This window comes from Oligoflexus tunisiensis (genome assembly GCF_001748245.1).
GTDB lineage: Bacteria > Bdellovibrionota_B > Oligoflexia > Oligoflexales > Oligoflexaceae > Oligoflexus > Oligoflexus tunisiensis.
Window position 1 is genome coordinate 1,478,134 of the sequence record NZ_BDFO01000001.1, and the last position, 25,321, is coordinate 1,503,454.

Annotated in this window: 23 protein-coding genes; 9 read left to right on the top strand and 14 right to left on the bottom strand. The window is 55.4% G+C overall.

The window, feature by feature from the left end:
* The first annotated feature begins 47 nt into the window (after positions 1-47).
* Positions 48-503: a globin domain-containing protein gene (locus OLTU_RS06470; RefSeq protein ID WP_141731937.1), complete on the top strand. Its 456-nt coding sequence runs from the start codon at positions 48-50 to the stop codon at positions 501-503.
* Here the strand turns inward: OLTU_RS06470 and OLTU_RS06475 are convergent, their stop codons facing one another.
* The 6 genes from OLTU_RS06475 to OLTU_RS06500 form a co-directional block, all read right to left on the bottom strand.
* On the bottom strand, positions 504-989 hold the full coding sequence (locus OLTU_RS06475; protein WP_218109880.1) for an acyl-CoA thioesterase: 486 nt from the start codon (positions 987-989) through the stop codon (positions 504-506).
* 154 nt (positions 990-1,143) lie between these two features.
* Positions 1,144-2,913: an aromatic amino acid hydroxylase gene (locus OLTU_RS06480; protein ID WP_141731938.1), complete on the bottom strand. Its 1,770-nt coding sequence runs from the start codon at positions 2,911-2,913 to the stop codon at positions 1,144-1,146.
* A gap of 83 nt (positions 2,914-2,996) precedes the next feature.
* A complete protein-coding gene (locus OLTU_RS06485) occupies positions 2,997-3,779 on the bottom strand; it encodes an orotidine 5'-phosphate decarboxylase / HUMPS family protein (protein ID WP_141731939.1) in 783 nt (260 codons plus the stop codon).
* A gap of 12 nt (positions 3,780-3,791) precedes the next feature.
* Positions 3,792-4,466: a type I phosphoribosyltransferase gene (locus OLTU_RS06490; protein ID WP_141731940.1), complete on the bottom strand. Its 675-nt coding sequence runs from the start codon at positions 4,464-4,466 to the stop codon at positions 3,792-3,794.
* Between the two features lie 188 nt (positions 4,467-4,654).
* Positions 4,655-6,856: a glutamine synthetase III family protein gene (locus OLTU_RS06495; RefSeq protein ID WP_141731941.1), complete on the bottom strand. Its 2,202-nt coding sequence runs from the start codon at positions 6,854-6,856 to the stop codon at positions 4,655-4,657.
* A 216-nt stretch (positions 6,857-7,072) separates the two neighbouring features.
* Positions 7,073-8,080: a M28 family metallopeptidase gene (locus OLTU_RS06500; protein WP_141731942.1), complete on the bottom strand. Its 1,008-nt coding sequence runs from the start codon at positions 8,078-8,080 to the stop codon at positions 7,073-7,075.
* A gap of 85 nt (positions 8,081-8,165) precedes the next feature.
* Here OLTU_RS06500 and OLTU_RS31790 point away from each other — a divergent pair, with 85 nt between their 5' ends.
* Positions 8,166-8,339, top strand: coding sequence for a hypothetical protein (locus tag OLTU_RS31790; RefSeq protein ID WP_176736387.1), 174 nt, complete (start codon positions 8,166-8,168; stop codon positions 8,337-8,339).
* A gap of 34 nt (positions 8,340-8,373) precedes the next feature.
* Here the strand turns inward: OLTU_RS31790 and lgt are convergent, their stop codons facing one another.
* Entirely contained in the window at positions 8,374-9,204 is an 831-nt protein-coding gene (gene lgt, locus OLTU_RS06505) for a prolipoprotein diacylglyceryl transferase (RefSeq protein ID WP_141731943.1), read from the bottom strand.
* A 166-nt stretch (positions 9,205-9,370) separates the two neighbouring features.
* Between lgt and OLTU_RS06510 the strand changes: the two genes are divergently transcribed.
* Positions 9,371-10,165: a hypothetical protein gene (locus tag OLTU_RS06510; protein ID WP_141731944.1), complete on the top strand. Its 795-nt coding sequence runs from the start codon at positions 9,371-9,373 to the stop codon at positions 10,163-10,165.
* A gap of 81 nt (positions 10,166-10,246) precedes the next feature.
* Positions 10,247-10,897: an RraA family protein gene (locus OLTU_RS06515; protein WP_141731945.1), complete on the top strand. Its 651-nt coding sequence runs from the start codon at positions 10,247-10,249 to the stop codon at positions 10,895-10,897.
* On the opposite strand, the gene OLTU_RS06520 is transcribed toward OLTU_RS06515, so the two are convergent.
* On the bottom strand, positions 10,894-11,973 hold the full coding sequence (locus OLTU_RS06520; protein WP_218109881.1) for a hypothetical protein: 1,080 nt from the start codon (positions 11,971-11,973) through the stop codon (positions 10,894-10,896). The two genes, OLTU_RS06515 and OLTU_RS06520, sit on opposite strands and share 4 nt — an antisense overlap.
* Here OLTU_RS06520 and OLTU_RS06525 point away from each other — a divergent pair.
* The 3 genes from OLTU_RS06525 (at position 11,972) to OLTU_RS06535 (ending at position 16,114) form a co-directional block, all read left to right on the top strand.
* The gene (locus OLTU_RS06525; protein ID WP_141731947.1) at positions 11,972-13,465 is read left to right on the top strand and encodes a flavin-containing monooxygenase; all 1,494 of its coding nucleotides are present in this window, start codon (positions 11,972-11,974) and stop codon (positions 13,463-13,465) included. The genes OLTU_RS06520 and OLTU_RS06525 overlap by 2 nt on opposite strands.
* A 97-nt stretch (positions 13,466-13,562) precedes the next feature.
* Complete coding sequence (locus OLTU_RS06530) at positions 13,563-14,858, top strand: sensor histidine kinase (RefSeq protein WP_141731948.1); 1,296 nt, start codon at positions 13,563-13,565, stop codon at positions 14,856-14,858.
* A 23-nt stretch (positions 14,859-14,881) separates the two neighbouring features.
* A complete protein-coding gene (locus tag OLTU_RS06535; RefSeq protein WP_141731949.1) occupies positions 14,882-16,114 on the top strand; it encodes a hypothetical protein in 1,233 nt (410 codons plus the stop codon).
* Here the strand turns inward: OLTU_RS06535 and OLTU_RS06540 are convergent, their stop codons facing one another.
* A complete protein-coding gene (locus OLTU_RS06540; protein ID WP_218109882.1) occupies positions 16,115-18,346 on the bottom strand; it encodes an RCC1 domain-containing protein in 2,232 nt (743 codons plus the stop codon).
* A gap of 611 nt (positions 18,347-18,957) precedes the next feature.
* Complete coding sequence (locus OLTU_RS06545) at positions 18,958-20,100, bottom strand: mechanosensitive ion channel family protein (protein ID WP_141731951.1); 1,143 nt, start codon at positions 20,098-20,100, stop codon at positions 18,958-18,960.
* A 153-nt stretch (positions 20,101-20,253) separates the two neighbouring features.
* Here OLTU_RS06545 and OLTU_RS06550 point away from each other — a divergent pair, with 153 nt between their 5' ends.
* Both OLTU_RS06550 and OLTU_RS06555 read left to right on the top strand, forming a co-directional pair.
* Complete coding sequence (locus tag OLTU_RS06550; protein WP_141731952.1) at positions 20,254-21,324, top strand: matrixin family metalloprotease; 1,071 nt, start codon at positions 20,254-20,256, stop codon at positions 21,322-21,324.
* 87 nt (positions 21,325-21,411) lie between these two features.
* A complete protein-coding gene (locus OLTU_RS06555; RefSeq protein ID WP_141731953.1) occupies positions 21,412-21,792 on the top strand; it encodes a hypothetical protein in 381 nt (126 codons plus the stop codon).
* Here the strand turns inward: OLTU_RS06555 and OLTU_RS06560 are convergent.
* The 4 genes from OLTU_RS06560 to OLTU_RS06575 form a co-directional block, all read right to left on the bottom strand.
* Positions 21,785-22,303 carry a low molecular weight protein-tyrosine-phosphatase gene (locus tag OLTU_RS06560; protein ID WP_218109883.1) on the bottom strand — a complete coding sequence of 173 codons (519 nt, stop codon included), beginning with the start codon at positions 22,301-22,303 and terminating at the stop codon, positions 21,785-21,787. The genes OLTU_RS06555 and OLTU_RS06560 overlap by 8 nt on opposite strands.
* Positions 22,269-22,640, bottom strand: coding sequence for a hypothetical protein (locus OLTU_RS06565; RefSeq protein WP_141731955.1), 372 nt, complete (start codon positions 22,638-22,640; stop codon positions 22,269-22,271). Before OLTU_RS06565 ends, OLTU_RS06560 begins: the two co-directional genes overlap by 35 nt.
* A complete protein-coding gene (locus tag OLTU_RS06570) occupies positions 22,637-23,413 on the bottom strand; it encodes a hypothetical protein (RefSeq protein ID WP_141731956.1) in 777 nt (258 codons plus the stop codon). Before OLTU_RS06570 ends, OLTU_RS06565 begins: the two co-directional genes overlap by 4 nt.
* A gap of 659 nt (positions 23,414-24,072) precedes the next feature.
* Entirely contained in the window at positions 24,073-25,269 is a 1,197-nt protein-coding gene (locus tag OLTU_RS06575; protein ID WP_141731957.1) for a hypothetical protein, read from the bottom strand.
* Positions 25,270-25,321: the final 52 nt, after the last annotated feature.

The following is a 25,321-nucleotide window of genomic DNA, read 5'->3' on the forward strand; positions in this document are numbered from 1 at the left end:
GCCCGGGGGCCGGCTATGCCCAAGTCTGGCAACCGGGAGGTGTTCCCATGACTGAGAAGTTTTTCCGTAAGGCGGATTCCCCGCTGCATGTCCCTGATTCCGGGCCGGGTGGTGCTGAGCCTCCCAGCCGCGAAATTTATGCCGCCATGGGTGAAGAGAATATCAAGGCGATGCTGCGTGATTTTTATCTGCAGCTCGGAGAATCGGCGATTGCAGGAATGTTTCCGCGCGAACTCGTGCGGGCCTCGGAACGGTCCGCGCTGTTTTTCATCGGGCTTTTGGGTGGGCCGCCTGTTTATATGCAGACCTATGGACCTCCGCGCATGCGGGCCCGGCATCTGCCGTTTCGTATTACGGACGCGCATCGCCGTGAATGGCTGGCCTGTTTTTATAGGGTTTTGGAGCAGCCCGAACGCTATCAATTTCCCGTGGAGCATCTGGAAGGTTTTAAGAAATTCCTTGAGGGCTTTTCTGGATGGATGGTGAACACGGCGGAGGACTGATCAGTCCTGCGCCTGTTTCCGCAGTTTTTGACGTTCCTGCCAGCGGAATTCAGCTTCCTGATAACGCTGCTTTTCAATAGCCGTTTCCGGCTTCAGAGGCGGGATGCGGGTCGGACGTTTGTCACTGCCAAGCGCCACCATCGTGAAGTAGGCACTGGCTGTGTGAAATTGTTCGCCGGTCAGCAGATTTTCCGAGTCAATACGAACGCCGACTTCACAGCTTGATGTTCGAGCATAGTTGACCGTGGCCTTCAAGGTCACGACCCAACTGATTTTCACCGGACTCAGAAAATGCAGGGTATCGACCGCGGCGGTGACCACTTCCGTGCGGCTGTGCCTTTGCGCACAGATGCCGGCGGCGATATCCATCCAGGACATGATCACGCCCCCAAAGATGGTGCCCTGCGGATTAGTATTCTGGGGCAAAACCAGTTGGGTCATGATCACGGAACTTTCGCTCGGTGTTTTGGGATCCAAACGTCGCACGAGCACGCCCTTCCTCTCGACTGTTGATAAGGGACTATCGGAATAGGGAGTTATTCCTGAAATCCTGCTTTTTGGTGAGTTGACGGAAAGGGAGGGAAATCCTTTGCGGAATGAAGCGGATGGCGCCGGGTCCATGGCGGCATCCGCTGACCCTTCAGGGCAGGATACGCAAGCCTTCCGCAACCAGCTCACGGGTATCGTCGGTGGGCTGCCGGGAGGGTTCCAGGCGCTGACGCAGATCGCGGACCCAGCTGGTTTCCTGCCCGCGTGCATCGAGATACTCGCGCGCCAGTTCATAGACTTCGAGTTGCAGCAGCCATTCCTTGGGGTGATGTTCCTGCACGGTGAGAGCCAGGCTCTCCAGTTCCTCAAGACCCCGTTTCCGGTCCGCACCGGATTGATGCATCGCATCGCGGAGATTGCGCAATTTTTGATAGCAGGCGAAGCTCTCAAGCTCTGCACTGGAATAAGGAGTATCACGCGCCGGTGTGGTGGACGCCGGGGTGATTTCCTGCTCGCCATATTTTTCCCGATCAGCCGGTCCCCCGTAGACGGAAGGAACGCTATCACCGACGACCATATCAAACTCGCCCCAGGCTGGATCAAAATACAGCTGACCGTTTTTGCGAACGGAGCAGTCGGTGAAGGTCACGAGAACCAGCTGGCCTTCCTCCCGATGCAGTCGCAGCACACGGCCGCTGACTTCAAAGCCGGAGGCGAATCGGAGGGTGGTGTTCTGATTGACGACAAGGCCGAGGTCGCGGCATTCGCTGTCGCTCATGCCTGCCAGAGAGCGATCGGTATGACCCGCAAGGCGGCCAATGGGCGAACTGAATCCATGCGCATGGCGGCTTGTGCCCTGCCCTGCGATTTCGCGATCACGGTAGCTGATCTGAACAGGGCCGGAGAATTTCACAAAGTCCACGCGATCGCCGGCGTGTTCAAATTCGGCGAGACGGCCGGTTACGCCGATGCGTGTGTTGAGCACAACGGTACAGACCGCTTCACCTTCCCGGCCGCGTTTCAACGCTTCGATCCCGCCGATACGATAGGCGAGCATGGCGTCGAGTTCATGCAGCACATCATGAAGATGCTGCATGTTGTCGGCGACAAAGAGCTGGGGCTGCGGTTCGGTGATGTTGTAGGAATATTTGATGCAATCGATGCTGAGGCGGATTTTTTTCACCTTGGCGGTCATCGCATGTTTGGATTCACCGACCGAAGAGAGCAGACCGGCGCCGTAAATTTTTGGATTTTCCAGCGAGCCGGCGAGGCCGTATTCGGCTGTCCACCAGCTCATGCGGGCGACGAGAGCCTGCTCGGAGGTATAGGTGAAGGCTTTCAGTGCCTGCTGCAGGCGCTGCTCGGCGCCCTCGATCACGGCCTGGGTGCTTTCGGGTTTTTCCTTGATATCCGAGAGATAACGCACCGCTTCATAAAGCATCAGGTCCTGCCTGGAATAGATGGCCTTGGAACCCAATGAAGCATAATAGGCGAGGTAATCGCTGTAGTCCTTGTCGGGAAGAATAGGAGCGTGACCGGCGGCTTCATGGACGATGTCCGGTGCGGGCGTATAGGCGATGTGTTCGGCGCTGCGCATGTCGGTGGCTATGGGAAGAATCCGGTTGGCCTGAAATTCGATAAAAGCCCAGGGTGCGATAAAGCCCACCACCGGCACGGCACCCCAGCCGATTTCCTGAAGCGCCTGATCGATTTCATCGACGTGCGGAATGCGATCGACCTGGAGGCCGGTTTTTTTGAAACCTGGCACATAGGTGCTGACCGCGTGCTCCGGGAAGAACGCCATCGCCCGACGCATGATATAACGCCAGGCCGCGTGATCGCGCGCGGTGTATTTGCTGGTGTCGTGTTCGGTGCAGTATGCCCGGAGATAGGGCGGAAGTCGGTCCAAAGTACGTTGCATGAGAGGCCCCCCCTTCGATTGGATCCCACATTTTTCTTACAGGGACTTCGGGAAAATTGCCACCTGGACCGAGCTGATGCCCATCAACCCCGCGCCTGAGCCAGCATATCCCGATAGGTCTTGGCTTCCTGGGCGGGATCCTGTGCGTAAATGATGGCGCGACCAACATTGGCGATCGTTCGCTGACCGAAAATCCGCAGAATCGGGGCGATGTCCCCGCCCTGTGCGCCGATGCCGGGAACCAGAACCAGGGCCTCGGGAAGGATGCGGGCGACTTCGCTGATTTCCTCGATGGTGATGTGATTGCCGGAGCTGGGCGCGCCGATCACAATGCCCGCGGCCTGGGCTTCGGCGGCTTGCTTGGCGAGGAAGCGGTAAAGGGGTTCGCCTTGGATGAGGGCGCTCTTCATCAGCTGGTATTCAGGATTCGACATCAGCACGAGCGGGATAAGACCCAGACCATGAGCCTTGGCCTGCGCACCGGCCTGCAGGGTATTGCCGGGAAATGGAGCATAGGTGATGGCGTCGAAGCCTTCCTGTTTTGCGTGATAGATACCGGCGTCGTTGGTGTCGCCGATATCGGCAAGCTTGCTGTCATCAATACTGACCATGCCCTGCGCATGGATGCGATCGTTCAAGGACCGCATGGCGTCCCGGGAAATATCCTTGAAGTAATTGCGATTGAGTTTGATGGCAGCGGTATAGGGTGCCACGGCGTCGATGATGGAAAGGGTCCAATCGGTCTTGTTCACGCCGTCCGGCATTTGTTTGCCGTGTCGTTGGGCGGCTTCCGCGGGATCGATTCCCACGCAGAGCAGGCTGTTTTTTCTTTGAACCGCAGCGAGCCATTTTTGACGAAAATCCATAGTCAGGATCCTTTAAACCAGTTGATCGACAGAGAGGCCCAATTCCTTGGCCAGGGCTTCCACCAAGGCCTGCGGAGGCTGACGCTGTTGGATGGCGAGGCGCAGAAGTTCCGGAGCGCGGCTCATCGGATGATAGCTGATATGGGAGCCGTATTTTTCGTGCAGATATTCAGGAACCGTGCTGCCATCATTGCGACGTTCACAACGATCGGTAAGACAGATCACGCCGCGGACATTGATGCCGGCTTCGAGGAGTTGATCGAGGCATTCAAAGAGCGAGAGGCCGGTGGTGACCGTGTCCTCGAGCACGAAGGTGGCGCCTTGGGGCTGGCCGATGAAAAAGCGATCCGCAGGGACGCCATGCAATTTGGGTTTGGCGCGGCCCATGGCGATGACATGGCTGCCCTGGCTGAAGTTGGGTGATTGTTTGGCCAGCTTCATGGCGGCGATGACGGCTGTTTTGGTGGCACCTTCGGGTACGCCGTAGAGGGTTTCACAGGCGAGATTTTGATCACGCATGAAGTTGACGAGGTAGTCGGTCAGTTGATCGAGCATCCAGGCATCGTTGGTGGATTTGCGCCAGTTTACGTAAAAGTGGCTGAGTCGGCCGCTTTTTAGCGTCAGCGGCTTATCGAAAAATCCAATGATTTCATTGTTGAGAATGAAGTCGGCGAAGCTGAGGGTCATCGAAACGGTCCCCTATGGCAAGTTTGGGCGCATCGTACACCAAAGGTTGGGCGGGGAAAAGGCTTCAGTTTGTGGGGGATGTCCCCTTCGGTGATGACGACGGTGGGGATGTCCCCTTCGGGGATAACGTCACGGAGAAGGATCGACGTCAGGGAAGCTGTTACCCCCGAAGGGGTAACAGCTACTCATCAACCGATACCAAACAACATGTCAGAGTATGTAGGCAGAGGCTGCAAGTCACGTGGGAGCAAGGCTTCCACGCGGTCGCTGGCGTCGCGCAGTTCCTCCAACTGTGGATAGATGGTGGTGGCCATCTCTTTTGCTGTTGGAAGAAGATGATCGTGCTCCATCGCGTCGCCGGATGTGAGTTTGTTGACCGCCACGCGGAGCAATTGAATTCTGTGGGCCAGCAGCGCGGTTTCCTTGCCGAGGATCATCGCCACATCCTTGGCGCCGGATTCGATGCCAAGTTCCTGTGTGTTCTTCACCAGTGTGGTCAGTTCCCGGAGATAGGTGAACGCAGTGGGAAGGATGGCTGTTTCGGTCAGTTCCAAAGCACAGTTGATCTCGATCAAACGCTGCTTCAGATAACGTTCGAGCTGGATCGCCATACGACTCGCCACGTCCTCGGAGCGGAAGATGCGACCTTCCACCAGGAACTCGGTTTTGCGCTTATCCGACAGTACTTCCAGGGCCGCCGGCGTGTTGGGGAAGTTGCTCAGGCCGCGGCGGGCTGCTTCATCACGCCATTCCTGGGAATAGCCGTTGCCTTCAAAGCGAATTTTTTTGGTGTCCGCAATCACACCACGCAGGACGCTGATGATATCTTCTGGCGATACCACACCGTTCTTCGCCTTGGCCTCCAGCTTCGCATTCACCTTCTTCAAGCCTGACGCCACAGCGGCATTCAGGACCGTGGCTGGGTAGTTGATCGGTGTACTGGAACCGACCGCGCGGAACTCAAACTTGTTGCCGGTGAAGGCAAACGGGGATGTGCGGTTGCGGTCGGTGTTGTCCTTCGCCACTTCCTGCAGATGGCTGACACCGAGGTCGAGCATCACGCGTTCCGCGGACAGACCCTCGGTTTTTCCGGATTCCAATGCATTCAGAATGCGATCCAGGGTGTCGCCGAGGAAGGCGCTGATGATGGCCGGAGGGGCTTCGTTGGCACCGAGACGGTGGTCGTTGCCGGTCGTTGCGATGGAGGCTCGGAGTACATCTGCGTGATCGTGGATCCCTTGGAGTGTTCCGCAGAGGAAGGTGAGGAACACGATGTTTTCATGAGGCGTATGACCGGGTTCCAGAAGGTTGCGGCCGGTGTTGTCGGCCATCGACCAGTTGAGGTGCTTGCCGCTGCCGTTGACGCCGGCAAAAGGCTTCTCATGGAAGAGCACGACAAAACCGTGACGCACCGCGATCTGCTTCATGACCTTCATGAGCAGCTGGTTGTGGTCGGCGGCGATGTTCGAGGTTTCGAAAATCGGAGCGACTTCGAACTGATGTGGAGCCACTTCGTTGTGACGAGTTTTCAGGGGCACGCCGAGTTTATAAAGCTCAAGCTCGGCTTCGTTGATCATCGACTGCACACGGCTCGGGATGTGACCAAAATAATGATCCTCAAGTTCCTGGCCCTTGGGAGGCTTATGACCCAGCACCGTGCGGCCGGTCATGCTGAGATCAGGACGCTGGTCATAGTATTGTTTTTCAATGACGAAGAATTCCTGCTCGGCGCCGATGGTGGTCACAACGTGTGAGACGGTCTTCTCACCGAGAAGATGCATGGTTTTGACGGCAACCTGGTTCAGGGATTCATTGGAACGAAGGAGAGGAGTCTTGTAGTCGAGAGCTTCGCCGTGGTAGCTGATGAAAACGGAAGGGATGTAGAGTGTCTTGCCGCTTTCCGTTTCCATGATGAACATGGGACTTGAGGGATCCCAGCCGGTATAGCCTCGGGCTTCAAACGTGGCCCTGAGACCGCCCGATGGAAAGCTTGAGGCGTCGGGCTCACTCTGTAAAAGTTCAGCGCCCGTAAATCGCTCTATGGGTGAACCCGACTTATCGAACCAAAGAAAGGCATCATGCTTTTCCGCGGTCGCGCCGGTTTGAGGTTGAAACCAGTGACAATAATGAGTCGCGCCACGCTCCGAAGCCCACTCACGAACCGCGGTTGCAATGCGACTGGCCAGATGAATGTCGATCTTTCCGCCAAATCTCATGACGTTATCAAGCGTTTCAACATCCTGGCTGGAAAGACGTTTGCGCATGGCACGAAGGTCAAAAACATTGGACCCAAAATAGTCCGTAACACGAGCCAGTTTGTTGTCGCTCGTACGAGGACGGTCGATGGTACGAATGGGGTGGAACACGGTGTCGGATGACAATAGGCTCATGCGATAGTCTCCTCCTGTGGTAGCGCCAAAATATCTGGGATAGGGAACCTGAAAACAAGGGAATATCACAGGGTTTCCAAAATGAAAACGAAGCCCTTATAAAAGATGAGGGTTTGCCTGCAGGAGAAAGCTTCCAAATGGGAGGGAGTTGGAAAAAGGTTCAAGCGTTTCGGTCGTTTTACAGCCTTTTTACGCGTCTATCCTGCATACTGGTTTTCAGGGGCCAGGCTGCGCAAGTTTCACGACCAGAGCCATCGCCAGCTGGCTGACCTTTTCGATACTCTTGTAATCCAGAGTTTCCGGACGATCGGATGGTTGATGCCAGGTCTGGAGATTGTCGAAGTCGATCAGGTCGACGGCAGGGACACCCTTGTCCATAAAGGGAACATGATCGTCGATGGAACTCCGGACATACGAACGCCCATAGAGTTCGCCCGCAAACATTTTCTTATCAAGGTCAACGGCCATGGCCAGGAGGTTGGGATCGGACATGGAATCCAGGGAGAGGCGCACCCCCGGCATGCCGATCATATCGAGCAGCACCAGGGCCTTGACCTTTTCACCACCCAGGTGATCCGGCAGACATTGAGCCGGCGCGCAGCTTTGCAGTTGCCCGGCCAGATGCCGGCTGCCGTAAAGATTATCCTGCTGCCGGGCCGGGTGACGATCCTCGCCGTCCCGCCATCCCGGAAGATAGGCTTCCTCACCATCAAACCACACCGCCATGATTGAACATTTCAGATCGGAACGCTCTTTCAGTTGACGCATGATCTCGAGGAGAGCCGCCGAGGTGGAACCGGAATCATTGGCTCCGACGCTCGGTCCTGTATCAAGACGTTTGCTGTCGTAATGCGAACCCACGAGAACCACGCAGTCGCCCTGGGGAGCCTTCAGCTTCGCATAAACATTGCGCGCGGTCAGATCAAGCGTCAGCTTCTGCATGACACTGCCGGAGGAATCGAGCAGAGTCGGATCAGGAACCGAGACGGGGAAGGTGTCCACGGTCACACTCAGACCGAGGCTTTCCCCTTCCTTTTGCAGCCAATCGGCGAGCTGAGCCTGGCGCGGGGATCCCATTGGATGCGGTTCCGCGGTCAGCACTTCCACAGCACGACGGACCCGCGCTTCGTCCCAGGGCAGGAGCGCCTGGCCGGGTTCCGACTGGGACTTGCAAAAAGCACCTGACATGAACACTGTGAGAAGAAGGATTTGCCCGCGCACCATGTGAAGATCCTTATGCCTTCCTTAACCTAAGCTTTACCCTCCGCCCGTGCTGGTCTTATAATGGCAGCAAAGAAGGAGTCGCAGCATGTGGTTACGAGTAATATTAACGGCCTTTGCGCTGGCCGTGGTCCTTTATCTGCAGTTCGGTTTTAATATCAAGGATTGGATCAAGGAATCCGCAAACCAGCCGAACGAACCTGCGGAAAACATCGAAAACATCGAAAATAATCCGGAAGCGGAGCCAGTATCACAACCCTGAAAGGGAAAAGGAAGGCCGGGGCCTTCCTCATTCCTCACGCTTTCTTCTGTGGAGCCGGGCGACTGCTGGCCCCATCGAGCCAGGGCATCCACTCCACCAGTTTGCCGGAGAATGCCACGAGACCCAGGATAATAAACGGGATGCTGAGAATTTGCCCCATATTCAGCGGCAGATCGTTTTCAAAGGGCACCTGATTCTCTTTGTAAAACTCGATGAAGAAACGCGAGGTGAAAACCCAGACGAACAGGAGACCGATCATCTGGCCGCGTTTTTTGCCTTCGGTTTTCTTGTAGAGCCAGTAGAGAACTCCGGTCAGAACCAGATAACTGAGCGACTCATAAAGCATGGCCGGGTGCCGGGGCACGGTTTCGCCTGCGCGTGCAAAAACGATGGCCCAGGGCACATCGCTGGGTTTGCCGAGGATCTCGGAATTGAAAAAATTACCAATGCGGATACAGGCCGCGGTGAAGGCGATCGCAATCGAGAGACGATCGGCCAGCCAAACATAGCCTTGATCGGGATGCTTGCGCTTGTAGAGCCAGACGGCAATTATGACACCAATGGTTCCGCCATGGCTGGCCAGTCCGCCTTTCCAGATGAAAAGCATTTCAATCGGGTTGCGGAGATAGTATTCCGGTTCATAGAACAGACAGTGTCCGAGGCGGGCCCCAATAATGGTCCCCAGCATGACGTGAAAGAGCAGAGACGAGAGGTCCTCTTCATTGTAGCCTTCGCGCGTGAAAATCTTTTGCATGAACGAGTAGCCGACCATGAAACCGATGGCGAACATCAGTCCATACCAGCGCGGCGCAAAACTACCGAATTTGAAGATCTCGGGGGAAAAGTCCCAAACAAAATGTTCCATAAAAAAACGGTATCCTCCTGAACCTGAGAACCGATACCCCTGTGAATGAGGCGTGGCCACTCATTATGGCAAAAAGAATGATAAAAAGCATCCTGAACTCGCCAGATTCATCATTTTCGTGAATCATAAGAGAGTCGAATAAACGCGCATCGGGGTTCTCTACACCATGAGCAAGCCAGCCAGCAAGGTCAGCGTCGAAACATTTCTGTCGGTGATTATCCAGTGTGCGATCCTCACGGTCGGACTTTTGCGTCAGGATTTTCGCCAGAAGGATGTGATGTTCTATTTGGATCTGATCAAGGACGTCATGCATAAGGGCCTCCTGGGACGGTCGATCGAGATTCAATTCGTGCAGATTCAACGCTGGCTGAAACGTTATGAGGACCTCGGCTGGCTCAGCTCACGACGCGACGGACGCATTACATATTTTCGGATGAAGGTGGCTGGTTTCAAAGGTCTGCTGCGAGCCCTGTCGGCCGAGGAGCAGCTTCTGGATGTTCCGGAGGCTCTCTTGATTCAGCAGATTCTGGATGCCTATGGCGCGTATTTACGCGAACGGTTGCTCAAGGAAAAATCCAGCAGCACGCCCCAGGACCAGGCCATTCGCCAGTATTTAAAACCTGGCATCGTCTTTGAAAATCAGATCCGTCTGCTCGATCAAATCATCCTGAATCAGGAGCATCGCAGTCAGGAATCCCTGCGCCTGCAGGCCTATTGTCAAAGCGCCCTGGCACGGGGGGAAACGCCGCAGATGATCGTGCAGGGCCTGCCCTCCGAATTCAGCTATCAGCTGTCCCATCAAAAATCCTTTCGCGAGCTTTTGCTGGAAATTCCCAGTGCTTTCAGTGAATTTGAAATCCGGGAAGGCTTCGCTCATCGGCATCGCCGCTTCTATGGGCCCTATCTCCTCTTTATGAAAACCCAAAGGGAATTCTATGCGAGCATGCTCAGCGATTCCTGACTCACAGAACAACTTGCCGGCCGGAAGGGATGTTTGCTAGGGTGTTCGCAACCTGGAAACCCTGGATCAGGAGAACTCCCCATGGCCGAAGCTTCCTCATTTTCTCAGCTGTCTCCTACAACGCTGGCGGATTTTCTCAGCACCGATCAGGTGATGGATATCGGTATCCGTCCGCTCTGGCATCCCATGCCTCGCATCGCGGGCCCGGCCTATCCCGTGCGCTGCACTGCGGGCGATCATCTCATGCTGCATGCGGCCATTTATCGGGCGCCGCCAGGATCGATCATCGTGGTCGAGGCAGGTGATTTGGATTATGCGGTGGCGGGTGGCAACGTCTGTGCTGTCGCCAAAAAACATGGCATCGCCGGATTTATTGTCGACGGTGTTGTGCGTGATATCGGGGATATTCGGTCGCATGAATTTCCGGTGCTGGGTCGTGGCGTCCGCCCCCTGCCCGGTGGCAAGAATTCCATTGAAGGCTTGAACGTCACCGTTCGTTGCGGTGGGGTTGAGGTCGCGCCTGGGGACATGGTGGTGGCCGATGAAGAGGGCGTGGTCGTTATCCCGGAGGAACGTTGTGATGATATCCTGCAGCGGGCGGTCACCAAAGCGGCCAAGGACGCCGCCGAATCCCTGGAGGATTGGGAAACAGCGCACCGGGCCCGCATCGAGGATAGCCTTCGCAGGAAAGGCTTTTATGAAAGACCAGACGCTCCCGGCGCCTGGATTTAGTTTGAATAAACAGGTTTTGCGGCGGCACGGGTGAGCTGACCATCCGTCGCGACGGTCATCGTCCGATAAAACCACAGTCCGATCCCCAGTCGCGGATGCGACAGCACCAGGATCATGATAAAACTCAAAGGCACTCCGATCACAGGTCCCAGCTGAATGATCAGGACGCTGGAGACGAGCGCGAGACCGAAGGCAAACACCAGCGCGGAACCGAAGAATCCTCCGAGTATCGAGAGCGGGCTGCTGCGAATTCCGGCCTCACGTGCTCCATTGCGAAGCCACGAAACGGTCATGCCGCCGAGCACGGGGAGAAGGATGATCCCCATTCCATAGAGTGTGAGCGCCACATCGGACGTCAACCACGTCGCGGCTGTGGACCAGCTCCAGTTCTCAAAGGCCGCGCGATCCGGCGATAAAAAACGCTGATAGCCCTGTCCATCCCAGCCGTGAATGAGGATGAAGAAAAAACCAAAGTAGGCGGCGATGAAATGGAGCCAGGCGGCATAAAGCTTACTACGGCGGATCAGGTGGAAACAGATCACAAAACCCAGTACGCCCTGAGACACATTGGTGATGGCGAAGAGCCCTACGAGCCAGACCGGAAGATTGCGATCACCGACGTGCATCGTTTCCCAGCTGCTGAACTCCCACAGAAGCCAGAATCCGGACGGCACAAAGATGAGACCTAGAAATAAAAGCATCTGGCTGAAATACGGTGACGCCAGCACCGCCACTTCCTTTTGCTTCGCAATCTGCCGATGCGCAGCGACCGCCAGTCCTGCTCCAATTCCATAACTCCAGAAAATATCGACCTGTACCATATTCATCCTCTCCTTGACGTTGATCAGGACGACTTTAAAGACAGGAGGCGCCATGGTCCAGCTGGGGTTATTGCCTGGATCAAATGACATGAAAACCTGAACCCGCTGATGCCGCTCACCAAAACGGAGTTGACAGCCCGGGCAGCGACGGAAAAAGCAGGAGGCACATGGGCTTGAGACGCGAGTTGACACCTGGGCTGCGGCGTAGAATAGTATAATAATTTCCAGCTGCGAGAGACCGTGCGGAGGTTCCATGAGTTTATCGCATGAAACGATCGTCATTGTGGGTACGGGGTTCGCCGGACTTGGGATGGCGATTCGTCTGAAGAAGTCGGGGATTGAAAATTTCGTGCTGCTGGAAAAGGCCGATGAAGTCGGTGGAACCTGGCGGGACAATCATTATCCGGGTGCTGCCTGTGATGTGCCGTCGCCGGTCTATTCCTTTTCGTTTGAACCCAATCCCAATTGGACACGGGTTTTTTCGCCTCAGGCGGAGATCCTGGAGTATCTGAAGCATTGTGCGGATAAATATCAGATCCGCTCACATATCCGTTTTCACTCGCTTGTTCAAAGTGCGAGCTTCGACGAAAAAAGTGGTCTTTGGACGGTCCATATCGAAGGGCAGCCCGCGCTGATGTGTCGCTTCCTGATCCTGGGAACCGGCGGTCTGAGCCGACCAGCTTATCCCGATATTCCAGGACTCAAGGATTATCAGGGCCCGCTCTTTCATACGGCCGCCTGGCGTCACGATGTGCCATTGCGCGGCAAACGCGTTGGCGTGATCGGCACCGGAGCCAGCGCCATCCAGGTGATTCCCGAACTGGTGCATGAGGTCCAGGAATTAAAGGTGTTTCAGCGGACTCCGGCCTGGGTGCTGCCGAAGGCGGATGGGGTTTTACCCAAACGCTCTCAGGCCGGCAATTGGTTTTTGCGGAAAGCCCTGTACTGGCGCTTTGAAATGCGAGCTCTCGCGCTGCTCAAACCCAAGCTGATGCGTTTTGGTCAAAAGATGGCCATGGAATACCTGGAGGAGCAGGTCAAGGATCCTGTGCTGCGCAAGAAGTTGACGCCGCGCTATATCATGGGTTGCAAGCGTGTGCTTCTGTCCAATGATTTTTATCAGGCCATGAGTCTGCCGCAGACCCGGCTGATCACCGATGGTATTGAAAGGATCAAGCCCGGCGGTATCAAAACGCGCGATGGTGTGGAACATGAGTTGGATGTGGTCATCTGCGCCACCGGATTTCAGGTGGCGGAAGCCACGGCCCCATTTCGAATCGTCGGCCGGAGTGGGCAGGTCCTGAGTGAAGTCTGGAAGGATGGAGCGCAGGCTTATCTGGGCACCACGGTAACCGGTTTTCCCAATCTCTTTATTATCGTCGGACCCAATTCCGGCCTGGGCCATAACTCGATCGTGTTTATTATCGAATCGCAGGTGCAATACATCATGGATGCCCTGCGTCAGGCGCTGCGCTCACGGTGGTCCTCGGTTGAGGTTCGACCGGACGTGCAGGTGGCCTTCAATGATAAGATTCAAAAACTCCTCGCGCCGACCGTATGGAGTCGTGAACACTGCCGCAGCTGGTATCAGACGCCGAGCGGCAAAAACACCACGATCTGGCCGGGATTCAGCTTTACGTTTCGTCTGAAAACTCTCCAATTTGATGCAGCCGCTTATGACTGTCGGGTGTCAGAGACTGTTGGTGAAACAGTTCAGCCGCAGTTGAATCCGCTGCATTCACGTTGAGATGTCGTGCTTTATATTCATCAGTTTCCTTGCATGGCTGCGAAGAACGGGGCACATTAAGCCGAGGTAAACCCCCCGTACTTCAGCAGGGCAATGCATGCAGCATTTGATGGCACTCGCCGATTGGTTCCTCGATCGCACAAACTTCGCTGGACCTCGTGATCGTATCCGCGGCCGTACCTTTATCTTTATCCTGATTTTCGATGTCGTCCTTCATATCGTTCTGGGCATCGCCCTGCCGGTGGAGAAGCATGAAACTCCCTATCTGAATCCTCTCCTCTTTCAACTCTGCTGTTTGACTGCTGTCCTGATTTATACGAAAGTGACCGGGAAATATTGTCTGGCCGCGGCCGCTCATTTCCTGATTCAGCAGGCTCATATGGTCCAAGTGTTTTATCAAAGCCAATCGCTGCATAATGTCTACTTTACGAGCATTGGTACGGAAGTTGTGGCGATCACCTTTATTTTGGGATGGAGATGGGCCTTCCCGCTGGTCGCTCTCCATACGATCATCCTTTTGATCATGGTGTCCTGGAATGGAGCCTATGCGAACCAGCTGCCCTATCAGCTGGACCTGGCCAGTTATTCCGGAATTTTGGCTTTCAGTCTGATCGTATCGCAGCTGATGATGATCCTTTTATCCTGGCTCTATCAAGGGAGCCTGGAACAGGATTACGCACGCCTGCATGAGGACCGCAAGCGACTGTTTCGTTCCGCACGGACCTTTGATCTCAGCCGCATGCTGGGTGAGCTGAACCATCATGTGAACAATCCGCTCTCCATCATTCATGCCCAGCTCTACCGGTTGAAGGTGCACGCCAGACGCGGTGTGTCCTCGGATTTTCAACCGGGTTTTCCCGATGCTTCGCAGCGGGCTCTGCAAAAGATTCGGTTTATGGTGGAACACTTGAAGGTCCTGGCCACCCCGGATTCTCATGAAGAGGTCACGTCGATATCCATCCGGGATCTCTGCCATGATATCCTGGGTCGATTCCAGGAAACGTTTCGTCTGCAGGGCATAGCCCTTGATTTTATCGACCGAACCATGAATTTGAGTTTTACCTGGCGGCGACACGAACTCTTTACGATCCTCACGGCTGTGGTCCGGAATGCAGGTGAAGCCGTGGAAAGCAGTGTCGAGAAAAGGGTCAGCATATGTGTGGAGCGCCATCCTCAGTGGCTGGTCTTCGTCATTCGGGATACCGGCCCCGGCATCACGGGTGAACAGCGGACCCGACTTTTCAAACCCTTTCATTCCACCAAGGCCGGTTCCCAGCATCTGGGCCTGAGTCTCTTGAGCGCCAAGGCGGTGCTCGAGATTCGTGGTGGATTCATACGTTATGAGGATGCCATGCAGGGCGGTTCCTTTCGAATCGGTCTGCCGCTTCCGTGAACAGATATGAAAAGGACAAACCTTTGCCATCCAAATCAGGCATTCCGGAATATCTCGTCCAACTGATCGACCGTATAGGCGGACCCTGCGGCCCAGGCGATCCTTTACAGCGGTTTCGACGTCGGGCGTTTACCGTGATGATGCTGATTCTGGCCCTGGTCTGCTTCGCACAAGTTCTTGCGGCGTGGATGGGGCATCCTTCGCTCATGTTTATGGCCATGGGAGGCACGGTGTGCGTGCTGCTGCTCGTGGGTCTTTTCATCTCCCGACGTTTGCGACAGATTGAAACCCTGGCCTGCGTGCTGCTGAGCCTGGTCATGGGGCTGGGGGCCCTGCTCGAAATCATATGGAGCCGAAGTCCCAACACTCCGATGATCCATTGGGGTCCCGTGGTGATCTTTGGCGGTTACGTGTTATGCGGTCTGCGCCGCGGTACCGTGGTGGCCCTGGTTTCCATAATCTCAACCCTGGCCGTTGTTGGGATGCCTTTTGTCCTCAATGATGTCCATATGCTGCCAGGAGAGGGGCGCGCCGAACCTTTTCAACAAAGGCTTTTCATCTCGGTCCTGCTCTGTCATCTCCTGCCGCTTTTGGTCCTGGGCAGCTACGAAAAACTCATGGTGCTTTGTCATGGTGAGGCGCGGGACCTGGTGGACCGCATGGAAGGGCGCAGGGATTGGACTTTTCTAGGGCGTCTGGCTCAGGTTCTGGTCGGCGAAATGGAGCCGCAACTGAAGGAGCTGGAAAAAGCCTGGCATGAGTTGCCTCGACGCAAGGATGTCCTGCAGGCTGCCGACGAGGTTCTGCAGCCTCTGCAAAGGATCGTGCATGTGGCCCGACGTTATGAACCCTTGTCGGTTGGGGTTTTGGCTGCAGCAGGCGAAGGGCTGGCGCTGCAGGAATTTCCCGAGATTCTGAAACGCTTTACGGATTTTCCTGCGATCCGGCTGATCGGAGCTCCTGGCCCCTATTTTCGTGTGCAGGGTGGCCAGGCTTTTTATCTCCTGATTTTTTTGTCCATGTCCCTGTGGGAACTGATTGAAAATCCCAGAGTTCAGCTCCAGGGCGTTGATCTGCAGCTGCAGAGGGAGCGTCTTGAAATTCGGATTGACCTGAACATGAGCGATCACGAAGGCGGTCTCTCGCTGGCTCAGGAGTTTTTGCACGATGTGGATGCAAATGTTCGGTTGATTGCAACAAAAAAGGGCCCATCCACCCATCGACTGGAAATGGATGTGCCCCTCGTGCGAGTATGATCAACGCCGGGTGACCAGCGTGCTCGTCTTGCTGCCGTATTCGATCACTTTTTCGGGAACGGTCAGCTGATTCCCCGTGCTGCCGTTGCCGAGCTGCCCATAGGTATTGCTGCCCCAGCATTTCAGAGTGCGATCATCCAGCAGGGCGCAGGTATGCTGACGGCCGGCTGCGAGATCCACCACCACGCGCCCCGGTGCAATGCTGATCGGCGTTTGATTGGGCGCCGTGCGGGCCACATTATCACCGGAGGCGAGCTGTCCCTCCTCGTTGGCACCCCAGCACTGGAAGCCTTCATCAAAAACCGCGCAGGTATGCGAAAGTCCTGCTGTCACCTGACGTGGAGTCAAGCCGGTGCCGACATCAATGCCCGCTGCGGAAGGAGCCAGGCGTGCGGTGGTATCGCCATAACCCAGCTGACCATCCGAGTTGCGGCCCCAGCAGCGCAGCGAGCTATCGCTCAGCACAGCGCAGCTGTGATAGGTTCCGACGCTCATCGAACGCACCGTGATATTGTCCCCAAAGTTGATGGCGACGGCATCCGGGGCGATTCTCTGAATTTTATCATTGTATCCGAGCTGGCCATCCGAGTTGCTGCCCCAGCATTTCATGGTGAAATTGTCGAGCAGAGCGCAGCTGTGATAAGCCCCCAGGGATAGCGCGCGGGCCGTTCGGCCTTCACCCAGGTTCACGGCGGTCGGCGAAGGGGCCAGTCGAATACTGCGATCCCCATAACCGAGCTGACCGGAGCCATTGGCGCCCCAGCATTTCACCGAGCCGTTGTCGAGGATGGCACAGGAATGAGCGAAGCCTGTGGCAATGGCTTGCGCGGTGCGACCCAGACCCAGGTTGATGGAATTTTGCGGTGCCAGACCACGGAAGAGCTGATCGCCATAACCCAGCTGGCCGGATACGTTCTGGCCCCAGCATTTGACGCTGCGATCCTGAAGGACGGCGCAAATGTGAGAGAAGCCGGCGGAGACCGCGATCGCGGTTTTTCCGTAGCCGATGTTCAGACCAAAAGAGGGCGGCATGTAGCGATCCTTGTTATCGCCGTAGCCGAGTTCCCCTTCAAAGTTATAACCCCAGCAGCTGAGGGCATCATCATCCAGCACAGCACAGGTGCTGGAGCCGCCGCTGCTGATTTGTTTGGCCAGCACGCGCAGATCGTTTTCGAAGGTGATGCGGACCACATCGGCCGCGGAGTTGCCGGCAAGGTCGGTCACCATCAATTCGAATTCATACTCTCCGGCCAGGTTGGTCGTAATCGAGGTGTCTTCCGCGTTGATCAGGGAAAAGGTCGCAGTGCCCGGCCCGGATTTTTTCGACCAGCGATAGATGGCGCCACCTTCGGTGGTTGCATCGAGCGTAACGCGATAGCGGCTCGTGCGGTCGTCACCCAGGGAAATGATGGGCGCTACGGTATCCCAGACCAAAGTCAATTCATCGGACGCGATCGCGCCCGTGGCTTTTGTGGTCGTGAGGCGCAGCACATAGGTGCCGTCCATCGAAGCCTTGACTGTGGTGTCTTCCGCAGCCGCTGAGCTGAAGGTCACGACGCCAGGGCCGGAAACCATCGTCCAGCTGAAGCTGGCGGCATCGACCGTGACGGCATCGAGGATAATTTCCTGATTGGTCACCCGATCCTGGCCCACGGTCACTGCAGGCGCGACCGTGTCCCAGATGAATTTCATGTCGGCTGCGGCTTCGTTGCCCAGATCATCCCAGGCTTTGAAGCGGACGGTATAGGTTCCGTCCTGACTCGCGGTGATTTTGGTCGACTTGCTGTCTTTTTCGGTGAAGACGAGGGTGCCGGGACCATTGACCTGCAGCCATTCCACGCGGTCAGCATCGGAGCCGGCCTTGCCATCCACGAGGATGGTTTGGAAGGTGCGAATCTCCTCGCTCACGAAAACGGAAGGCGGACGGGTATCCCATTGCAGGGTCATGTCGTTACTGATGGACTGGCCTTCCTCATTACGGATGGTCAGTCGCACCGTGTAGACGCCGTCCTTGTCCGCCCGCATCAGAGTTTCCGCGGACAGTGGTGATTGAAAGATCACCGTGCCGGGACCGGTGAGTTGTGACCATTCCCAGGCGTTGGCCGCGGTGGTCTGGGCTTTGACCAAAGTTTCCTTGTTGGTGCGCACGAGATCCGGCAGCTTGATGCTGAGAACCGGCCTGGCATCCTCCGAAGCGATAGGCGCGTCGGCGGGAGCATCGGCGAGGTTCACGGATCCACTGTGTTTGGATCTTTTTTGACAGGCTGTGGATAAAACCAAAGCGGATAGGATGAGAATTATCCCTTTTATTGAGCCTCTCACGATTTGTCCCCCCTCTAAAACGACAACTCTGGAAGCGGCCTGCTATCGGCCGGCGTTTGGAAATATTGAGGGAAACCTTGAAGCGCCTGCTTTATTGGGATGTTGAAGAGGGGATTGCATACGCGGCTGGAGCGATGGGCGCGCGATTTGAGACGATTTCCCGGAGAATGAAAAAGGGTTCTTACCTGCAGGTAAGAACCCAAATCTTCAAATACAGAGTCTTCCGCTCAATTCAGCGGCGTATGGAGCCATATGGGAACATCAGGGGGCCCAGGCCCCCTGACAATGAGGAGCGGCAGACTGTTGTCCTGTCCGCTCTGTCCGCTTCTGCCTGCCTGCGCAGGATGAAGTTCAATGCACGATCGGGTTGATCGCGGTTCGGGACCGCTTTGATCGCAGTCTGAATATGTAATGTGCAGCGTTCCCTCAAGGTCGGTTTACTTACATTGTAAGTCAGAGTGAAATTCCGGGCCTTTGTCTGCTTACAATGTAAGTTCGCGGCAGGATTTGGGTAATAATCCTTAACGTGGCTGCAGTTGGGCACTTGCCGGCATGCGGACCTCGGGGCCGTTGCCTTCTGGGCTCGAACCTTGAAGGATAATAGTCCGACTGGGGAAGGCAAACTCGATTCCTTCCGCAGTGAAGCGCTCAAAGAGAGCCAGGTTGATGGCCTGCTGCGTGTCCATGTAGGTATTGTAATCCGGGGTCTGCATGATATGGACGACTTCAAAGTCGAGCGAGGACTCTCCGAACTTAGTGAAGTGAGCGCGGTCGAAACTGGTCTCCTTGATGGACTGAATGATCTCCTTCACCATGGTTGGAATCTGCTTCAGTTTTTCCTGGGGCGTATGGTAGACCACGCCGAAGTTGAAAACCACGCGCCGGGTCTGCATCCGTTTGTAGTTTCTGATCTCGGTCTCGATCAAGGTCTTGTTTGGGAAAACCAGCTGCTCACCGGAAAGACTTTTGATACGGCTCGTCTTGAGACCGATGTTTTCAACAGTTCCCGCCTTGTCGCCGATCACGATGAAATCTCCGACTTCGAAGGGACGATCCAGAACGATGGAGAGGGACGCGAATATATCGCCGAGGATATTTTGCACGGCCAGAGCAATGGCAATCCCACCGATTCCAAGGCCGGTGACCAGCGCCGTGATGTTAATCCCGAGATTATCGAGCAGAAGCAGAAAGAGGATTGCCCAGAGCACGCACTTGGCAGTGACATTGATGGCGCTGTAGGCCGAGATATCGAGGCCGTCATCCGTTGTGATGTGATTGCGCTTCATCAGATAGCGGCGCAGGAAATATTCGACCAGTTGATTGCCCCAGATGGCGGCCTGTATGAAAAGGCCAATCACCACACCCTTATAAAAAAGGATGCGGGTCTCCGATGAGGCTCCGACCAGAAAGGCCGCAGCGTAGAAGGCAACCACGTAAATGAGAAGGCTGCTTGTCCGCTGCAGCATCGATGCGATCAGATCATCCCAGTGTGAGCTCGTATGCCGGGCTACGTATTGAAAGCGCTTGATCGCCTGGCGCACGACAAAGCGCAGGATGAACCAGAGGACAAACGACAGGATGATCAGGGCCAGCCACTGCGCGAGTGTGAGACCGAGATAATCCAGATCATTCAGCCTTGCGATCCATGTGTTCTCTTTTTCCATGATTCTCCCCTATTCAAAAGGCTTGTCCGCGATGCAAGGCAAGTGCCAGCTCACTTGCTGCCTGGCACTTACAATGTAGTTTAGAGTCCTATTGACTTGGTTGCGCTTTACGTTATAAGGACGCCAAAGCTTGAACGTGAAGGATGTTATCTTATGCGCAACGCAAGACCAATCAACCGTTTCTGGTTTTTTACTTTGCTTTTTATTCTGCCTGCTTGTGGCACACCCAAAGAGGAAAAAGATACCAATCAAGGCCCCGTCCGCATTTCCTGGCCTGACAGGGATCAGCAGGGACTGGCGGATGCTGACCTTCAGCCCTTCGAGATGAATGAAAAAAGCTTCATCGGCTCGGGTCGTTTTAACAGCGTATTCTGGCTGGATTTTGAAGGCGCCACGGTTTCCTCCAGGGAATCCTTTATCGTCGCCAATGCGGGTTTGAATCAGGTTGTGATTCCCCCCTTCATGCCGGCTGATATCGGTTCGAATGAAAATCGCGAGAGTTTGAAACTGTCCCTTGTGCAGAGTCTGATCCCTCTGTTCCCGGATGTCGACATTCGATTGACGACAACCCAGCCCGTCGCCGCCGTTTATAATCGCGTGCACATAGGCGGCAGCAACTTCACCGGCCGCCCGCGGGTCGTGGGAATTGCACCCTTGGATCTCGGCAATCGCGCGGGAGACGATATCCTCTTCATCTATTCGCGAGACCTCAGGGAACCGGGCGATGCAGCCGCGAGCCGCACCAAGCTTGTGCATGTGATCGCGCATGAAATCGCGCATTCGCTGGGCGCCCGGCATATCGATAACAACAGGGCTCTGATGAAAACCAGCGTGGCGCTCGAGGCTGATTCCTTCAATCAGACAGGTCCGGTCGTGAATGCACCACAGGAAATCGAAAACTCCCTGCAGGTTCTTTTGAACACTGCGGGTTCGCGTAGCGCGCAATTCGCCGAGAAGGCCCTGCCTTCCATCGTCGACCTGGGCGCCATTGCCAAAGGTGGCGTGATTCAATACACCGTGATCACGCGGAATAACTTTGTCGCCAATCCCGGGATCAATTTGAATGGCTTTCATTACTTCTGGAATTTTGAAGGCCAGAGAACGGAAGGGACTTCGGTGCTCATGACCTTTGACGATAAGGACGATCACCTTCTGGAGCTGACGGTTCAGGATGACGAAGGGCAAAGCCGAACCTTTAACTTCTCGGTCGGGCGTCGTCGGTAACCGAAGCGCTGAGCAGAAATTGCCGGGCCCCGGCATGCTAGACTCCCTCTATGGCCGGACTTTCATCTTTTCCTGAGGGGGCCCCCGATGAAGCTTATGATTCGCCTTTCCGCAATTTTTCTGCTGGTGCTTACGACGAGTTGCAATAACAGTGATAAAAGTTCCAGCCCGGCCGACGCTTCGACCTTCTCCTGCAGTGTGAAAAAAGATGGGGAGCTGACCCTTTGCACGCAGTATCAGGATCTGAGCGGTACCACGCTCTCGGCGATCCGAAGCGAATGTGAACTGCGCAGCAACGAGGGCTATAGCTGGGCGGTGGCGGCCTGTCCCGCCAGCACGATCGGAACCTGCTCGCTGCCGACCACGGCACAAAAACCGGCGCCTGGCACCCAGCACTATTACGGTGTGGGTTTCGGCTCGGGAGCGGCTGCCGGCATGTGCGATGCTCAGGGTGGAACATTCAAGTAAGCGGCGTTTGGGTCTTGAAGGCCTGAATCAGGTTTTGGCTGAGGTCTTCAGCCAGATCGAGCACATGCTCAAAATCCGCCGCCTGCCCATAGTAGGGGTCCGGAATAATCGTTACGTTATGGCGGGTGCAGTAGCTCGCGGCGAGCTTCAGCTTATCCAGCAGCTCGGGACGCGGGCAGAGGCGCCTCAGATCCAGAAGATTCTGCTGATCCATGGCCAGTATCAAATCAAAATCAAAAAAATCCTGAGGCTGAACGAGACGACAGCGGCTCCATTGGGTATAGCCGCGTGCCCGCAAAGCCTTGCGCATTCTGGGATCCGGTTCGGAACCCAGATGATAGTCGATCGTTCCAGCCGAATCCACTGTCACGGCCTCGGCCAGACCTTCGCGTTCAAGCCGCTCCCGCAGCACCGTTTCGGCAGCTGGAGAACGGCAGATATTGCCAAGGCAGACAAAGAGGACCCGCATGCTGGCCTCAGTTGGAGCAGCTGAGTATGACGGGATTGTCATAGGATGTGAAGCCGATCATGGCATCCAGGCTCGCATAATAGCGGAACGTGATGGACTCAAGCCCTTCAAAATCAAGGCGTACATCGTAACCCCTGACCGCATAATAAGCGGTCGTGGACCACACGCTTTCACTCACGCGTGCGATATAGACACGTGTTTCCACTCGCTCGACATAGGACTGGAGCTGAGGGTTGCCAATGTTTTCAGGGTAGGCGGTCGCCATATAATACTGACGCGATTTCACGGGAAGGAATACTGTGTTCGATCCTGAAGCCCAGCTTTGCGTAGCGCCGAGCGATGAAAACAGTAGTAAAATCGCGAGTATAAGCCTGTTCATTCAAGTAGCTCCTGTTTCGTATCCCACTCTTGTCTATCATAAAGTGAGTACATCATATCACAAAAGAAATGGATGCCCCCTTCCGCTTCTGGCAGGTCTTTGAGGGCGTTTAGGTCTTTAATAAACTTTAAAACGAGTTCTTTCAAGCGCGGGACCATTTCTTTTGAGATCGCACCGGTTGCGTGCATAAGACTGGCACCATCGGTGCCCACCAGGCTTTTGTGAAAATGATCGATGGAATGACGGATCTGGTCGAGCGCATCATCGACATTGCCGAGCGCCCAGCTGTCGTGGGTGTACTTGAGTCGACCATCGACTGTCTCTATCAGCAGACCGGCATCGAGCATCTCCTCCACGGCATCAATGCCCATCTGTCCGGCCAACTGCAGGACAGCTTTCCGATTCGTGCCAGCACGGGTCGCTGCGATATTGAAGATGCGGTTGTGCGGTTCCATACGCAGGAAGCGGCGCAAGGACTCCTCGTTGGGGTCGCGGCGCATGCCTCCGCTGTAGTATTCCTCCATCAAATTGCCGATGGTTGGGAAATGCTTTTTGAGGAACTCGACACGTTGCGGGACAGTCATGACGATCTCAGCAATGGCCAGCGCCGTATAGGGATGCGGCACGCTTTCGTTCTGCGCGATCCGTCGAATCGTTGAATAAGCAACGTTTGTGCGGCGCGACAAGCTCGAAAGGCTTCGGCTCTTGTTGCCCGAAAGCCAAGCGTTGATTGCATCCACCAGATCTGCCAGCAGTGCTTGCTCGTTTACCATGCCCTACCGCTTCCTAGCGAAAAAAGACAGGATCCTCTGCCGTGAGAACGTGCGAAAGAGGCGAAAACTGTCGATCATGTTTTAAGAAGAACAACATATTCACCGAACCATTGCAAATGAAATGTGCTTAAGCTGAGCGGTTGTCATCCCCGAATGTGCTCACCCCGCTCGAAAATGTTCGCGAGGGATTCATAGTTCATTGACGAAAATCGGCTGGTTTGGGAGAACGCTAACAGGTAGTCAACGCTACGAAAGACCTCCAAATAAACAGCCCTTGCAGAAATGTGGGGATGGGGTTGAGTTTGGATTTTTGTAGTAGGTGAGGAAGAGTTACCCCAAAAGAACAGCGAAAACTGGGGTAACTGTAAGGTAGTAGCATATCGTACTCCTTATATCGGGCCGAACCTGTGTGGTCAAGTGGTGAGTCTTAAGCCACCTGGACCGCCGCCATGATGCCAGCCGCGAAACTCGCGTCATGGGACTATCGTTCTCCCCCCGTTGATTTGTTCAGCTGCTATCGGCGGCTGGGCGCCTTGAGGCGAGAGCTTCTGTCAACGGTTGCCATCCTTAACGGCCTTTATAAGGTCCCCCCAATTCTTCTGAAGGGCAGAACCTCACGCTGCCCTCCGACCTTCTCTCTGACAGTGTATACCCGGTTCTTATTCGTAAAAATAACGACAGATTAATTCCATATTAAAAAGCATGACACGACCACGTGTATAGATGCCGTGACCGAAAACGGTGGGTAGACAGTTGATTCGAAAGCCTCCCTGATCTCCATAATCAATAAGAAGCGTTTGTCCAACATCACCTACTCTTAATCTGGTAGCGACAGTATGGACCCAAACCCGCGTGTCGATGCCCTTTCCGAGGAGCGCGTCGAGTTTGCGATTGATCACGCGTTCCTTATGGGTCGTCGCGAGGGTATCGGAGCCGTGGCAACCCCACTGCTGGACGTAGTCACCGCCGGCGGTCGTCCAAAGATTGAGCATATTTTCCGCCAGTTCGCCTTTGCCCCGATGGTTGACGAGGTGCAGAAACCGCATGCGATCGGTCATCGCCAGGGGATAGCGCAGAGGCCCTCCCAGCGTGACGAAATCATAGTGCCCGTGCGAGAGCTGGCGGGCGATGAGAGGCAGGTCCGTGGTCCCGAGCTGCTCGTCCTCGATCACTTTCCAGAGGTCCTGGCCCAAAGTGCTATCCGTGAGCAGTTGGGTAAATAGGGCGAAAACCTGACGCGCATGACTGTGGCCAATCAGCAGGATGCGCCCTTCGGGACCATTTGGAAACCGCTGATGGAGATCCTCGATCAGGCGAAGCGCTCCCTGCAGGCGCCCCCAATGGTGATTGGCCGAGGACCAGTGCAGGGTATGGCAGGGTATCCGTTTCCCCGTGGCGTCCTCAACGAGCTGCACGTAATCGTTGGAAAAGTTGCCGATGTCGCGCGCAAGGATGTCGACGGCCCGTTTCATTTTGCTTTCGATCATCTGTTCCCATTGCTGGGCGAGCTGCGGCATCAGGCTTTTGAACGGCGGCAGCACGTTGAAGGGATCCGAACCGGTGAAGGTGCCATGCAAAAAATAAATCTGTTTGACACCGGCTGCATTCAAAGTCTGTCCGACCTTCAGCATGCGCCGGCGCCATTCCTCGGGTTGATTGATGAATTGTGCGCTCTCATGAAAGGGAACATCGTCCATCCATTTGAGCGTGACCGAGGGAAGTTTGACCGGCGGAACCTGCGCACGAGGCGGCAGACGCTCCAGTGGAGGCGGCGTTCTGAGCCAGAGGTAAAGGCTCAGGCCAATGAGAAGGATCGTCGAAAAAAATAGAAGTAGAATCTGTTCCGTTGTCAGCATGAACCAGCGAGGCCTTTATAGAATCAGTTCCGTTATCAGCATGAACCAGCGA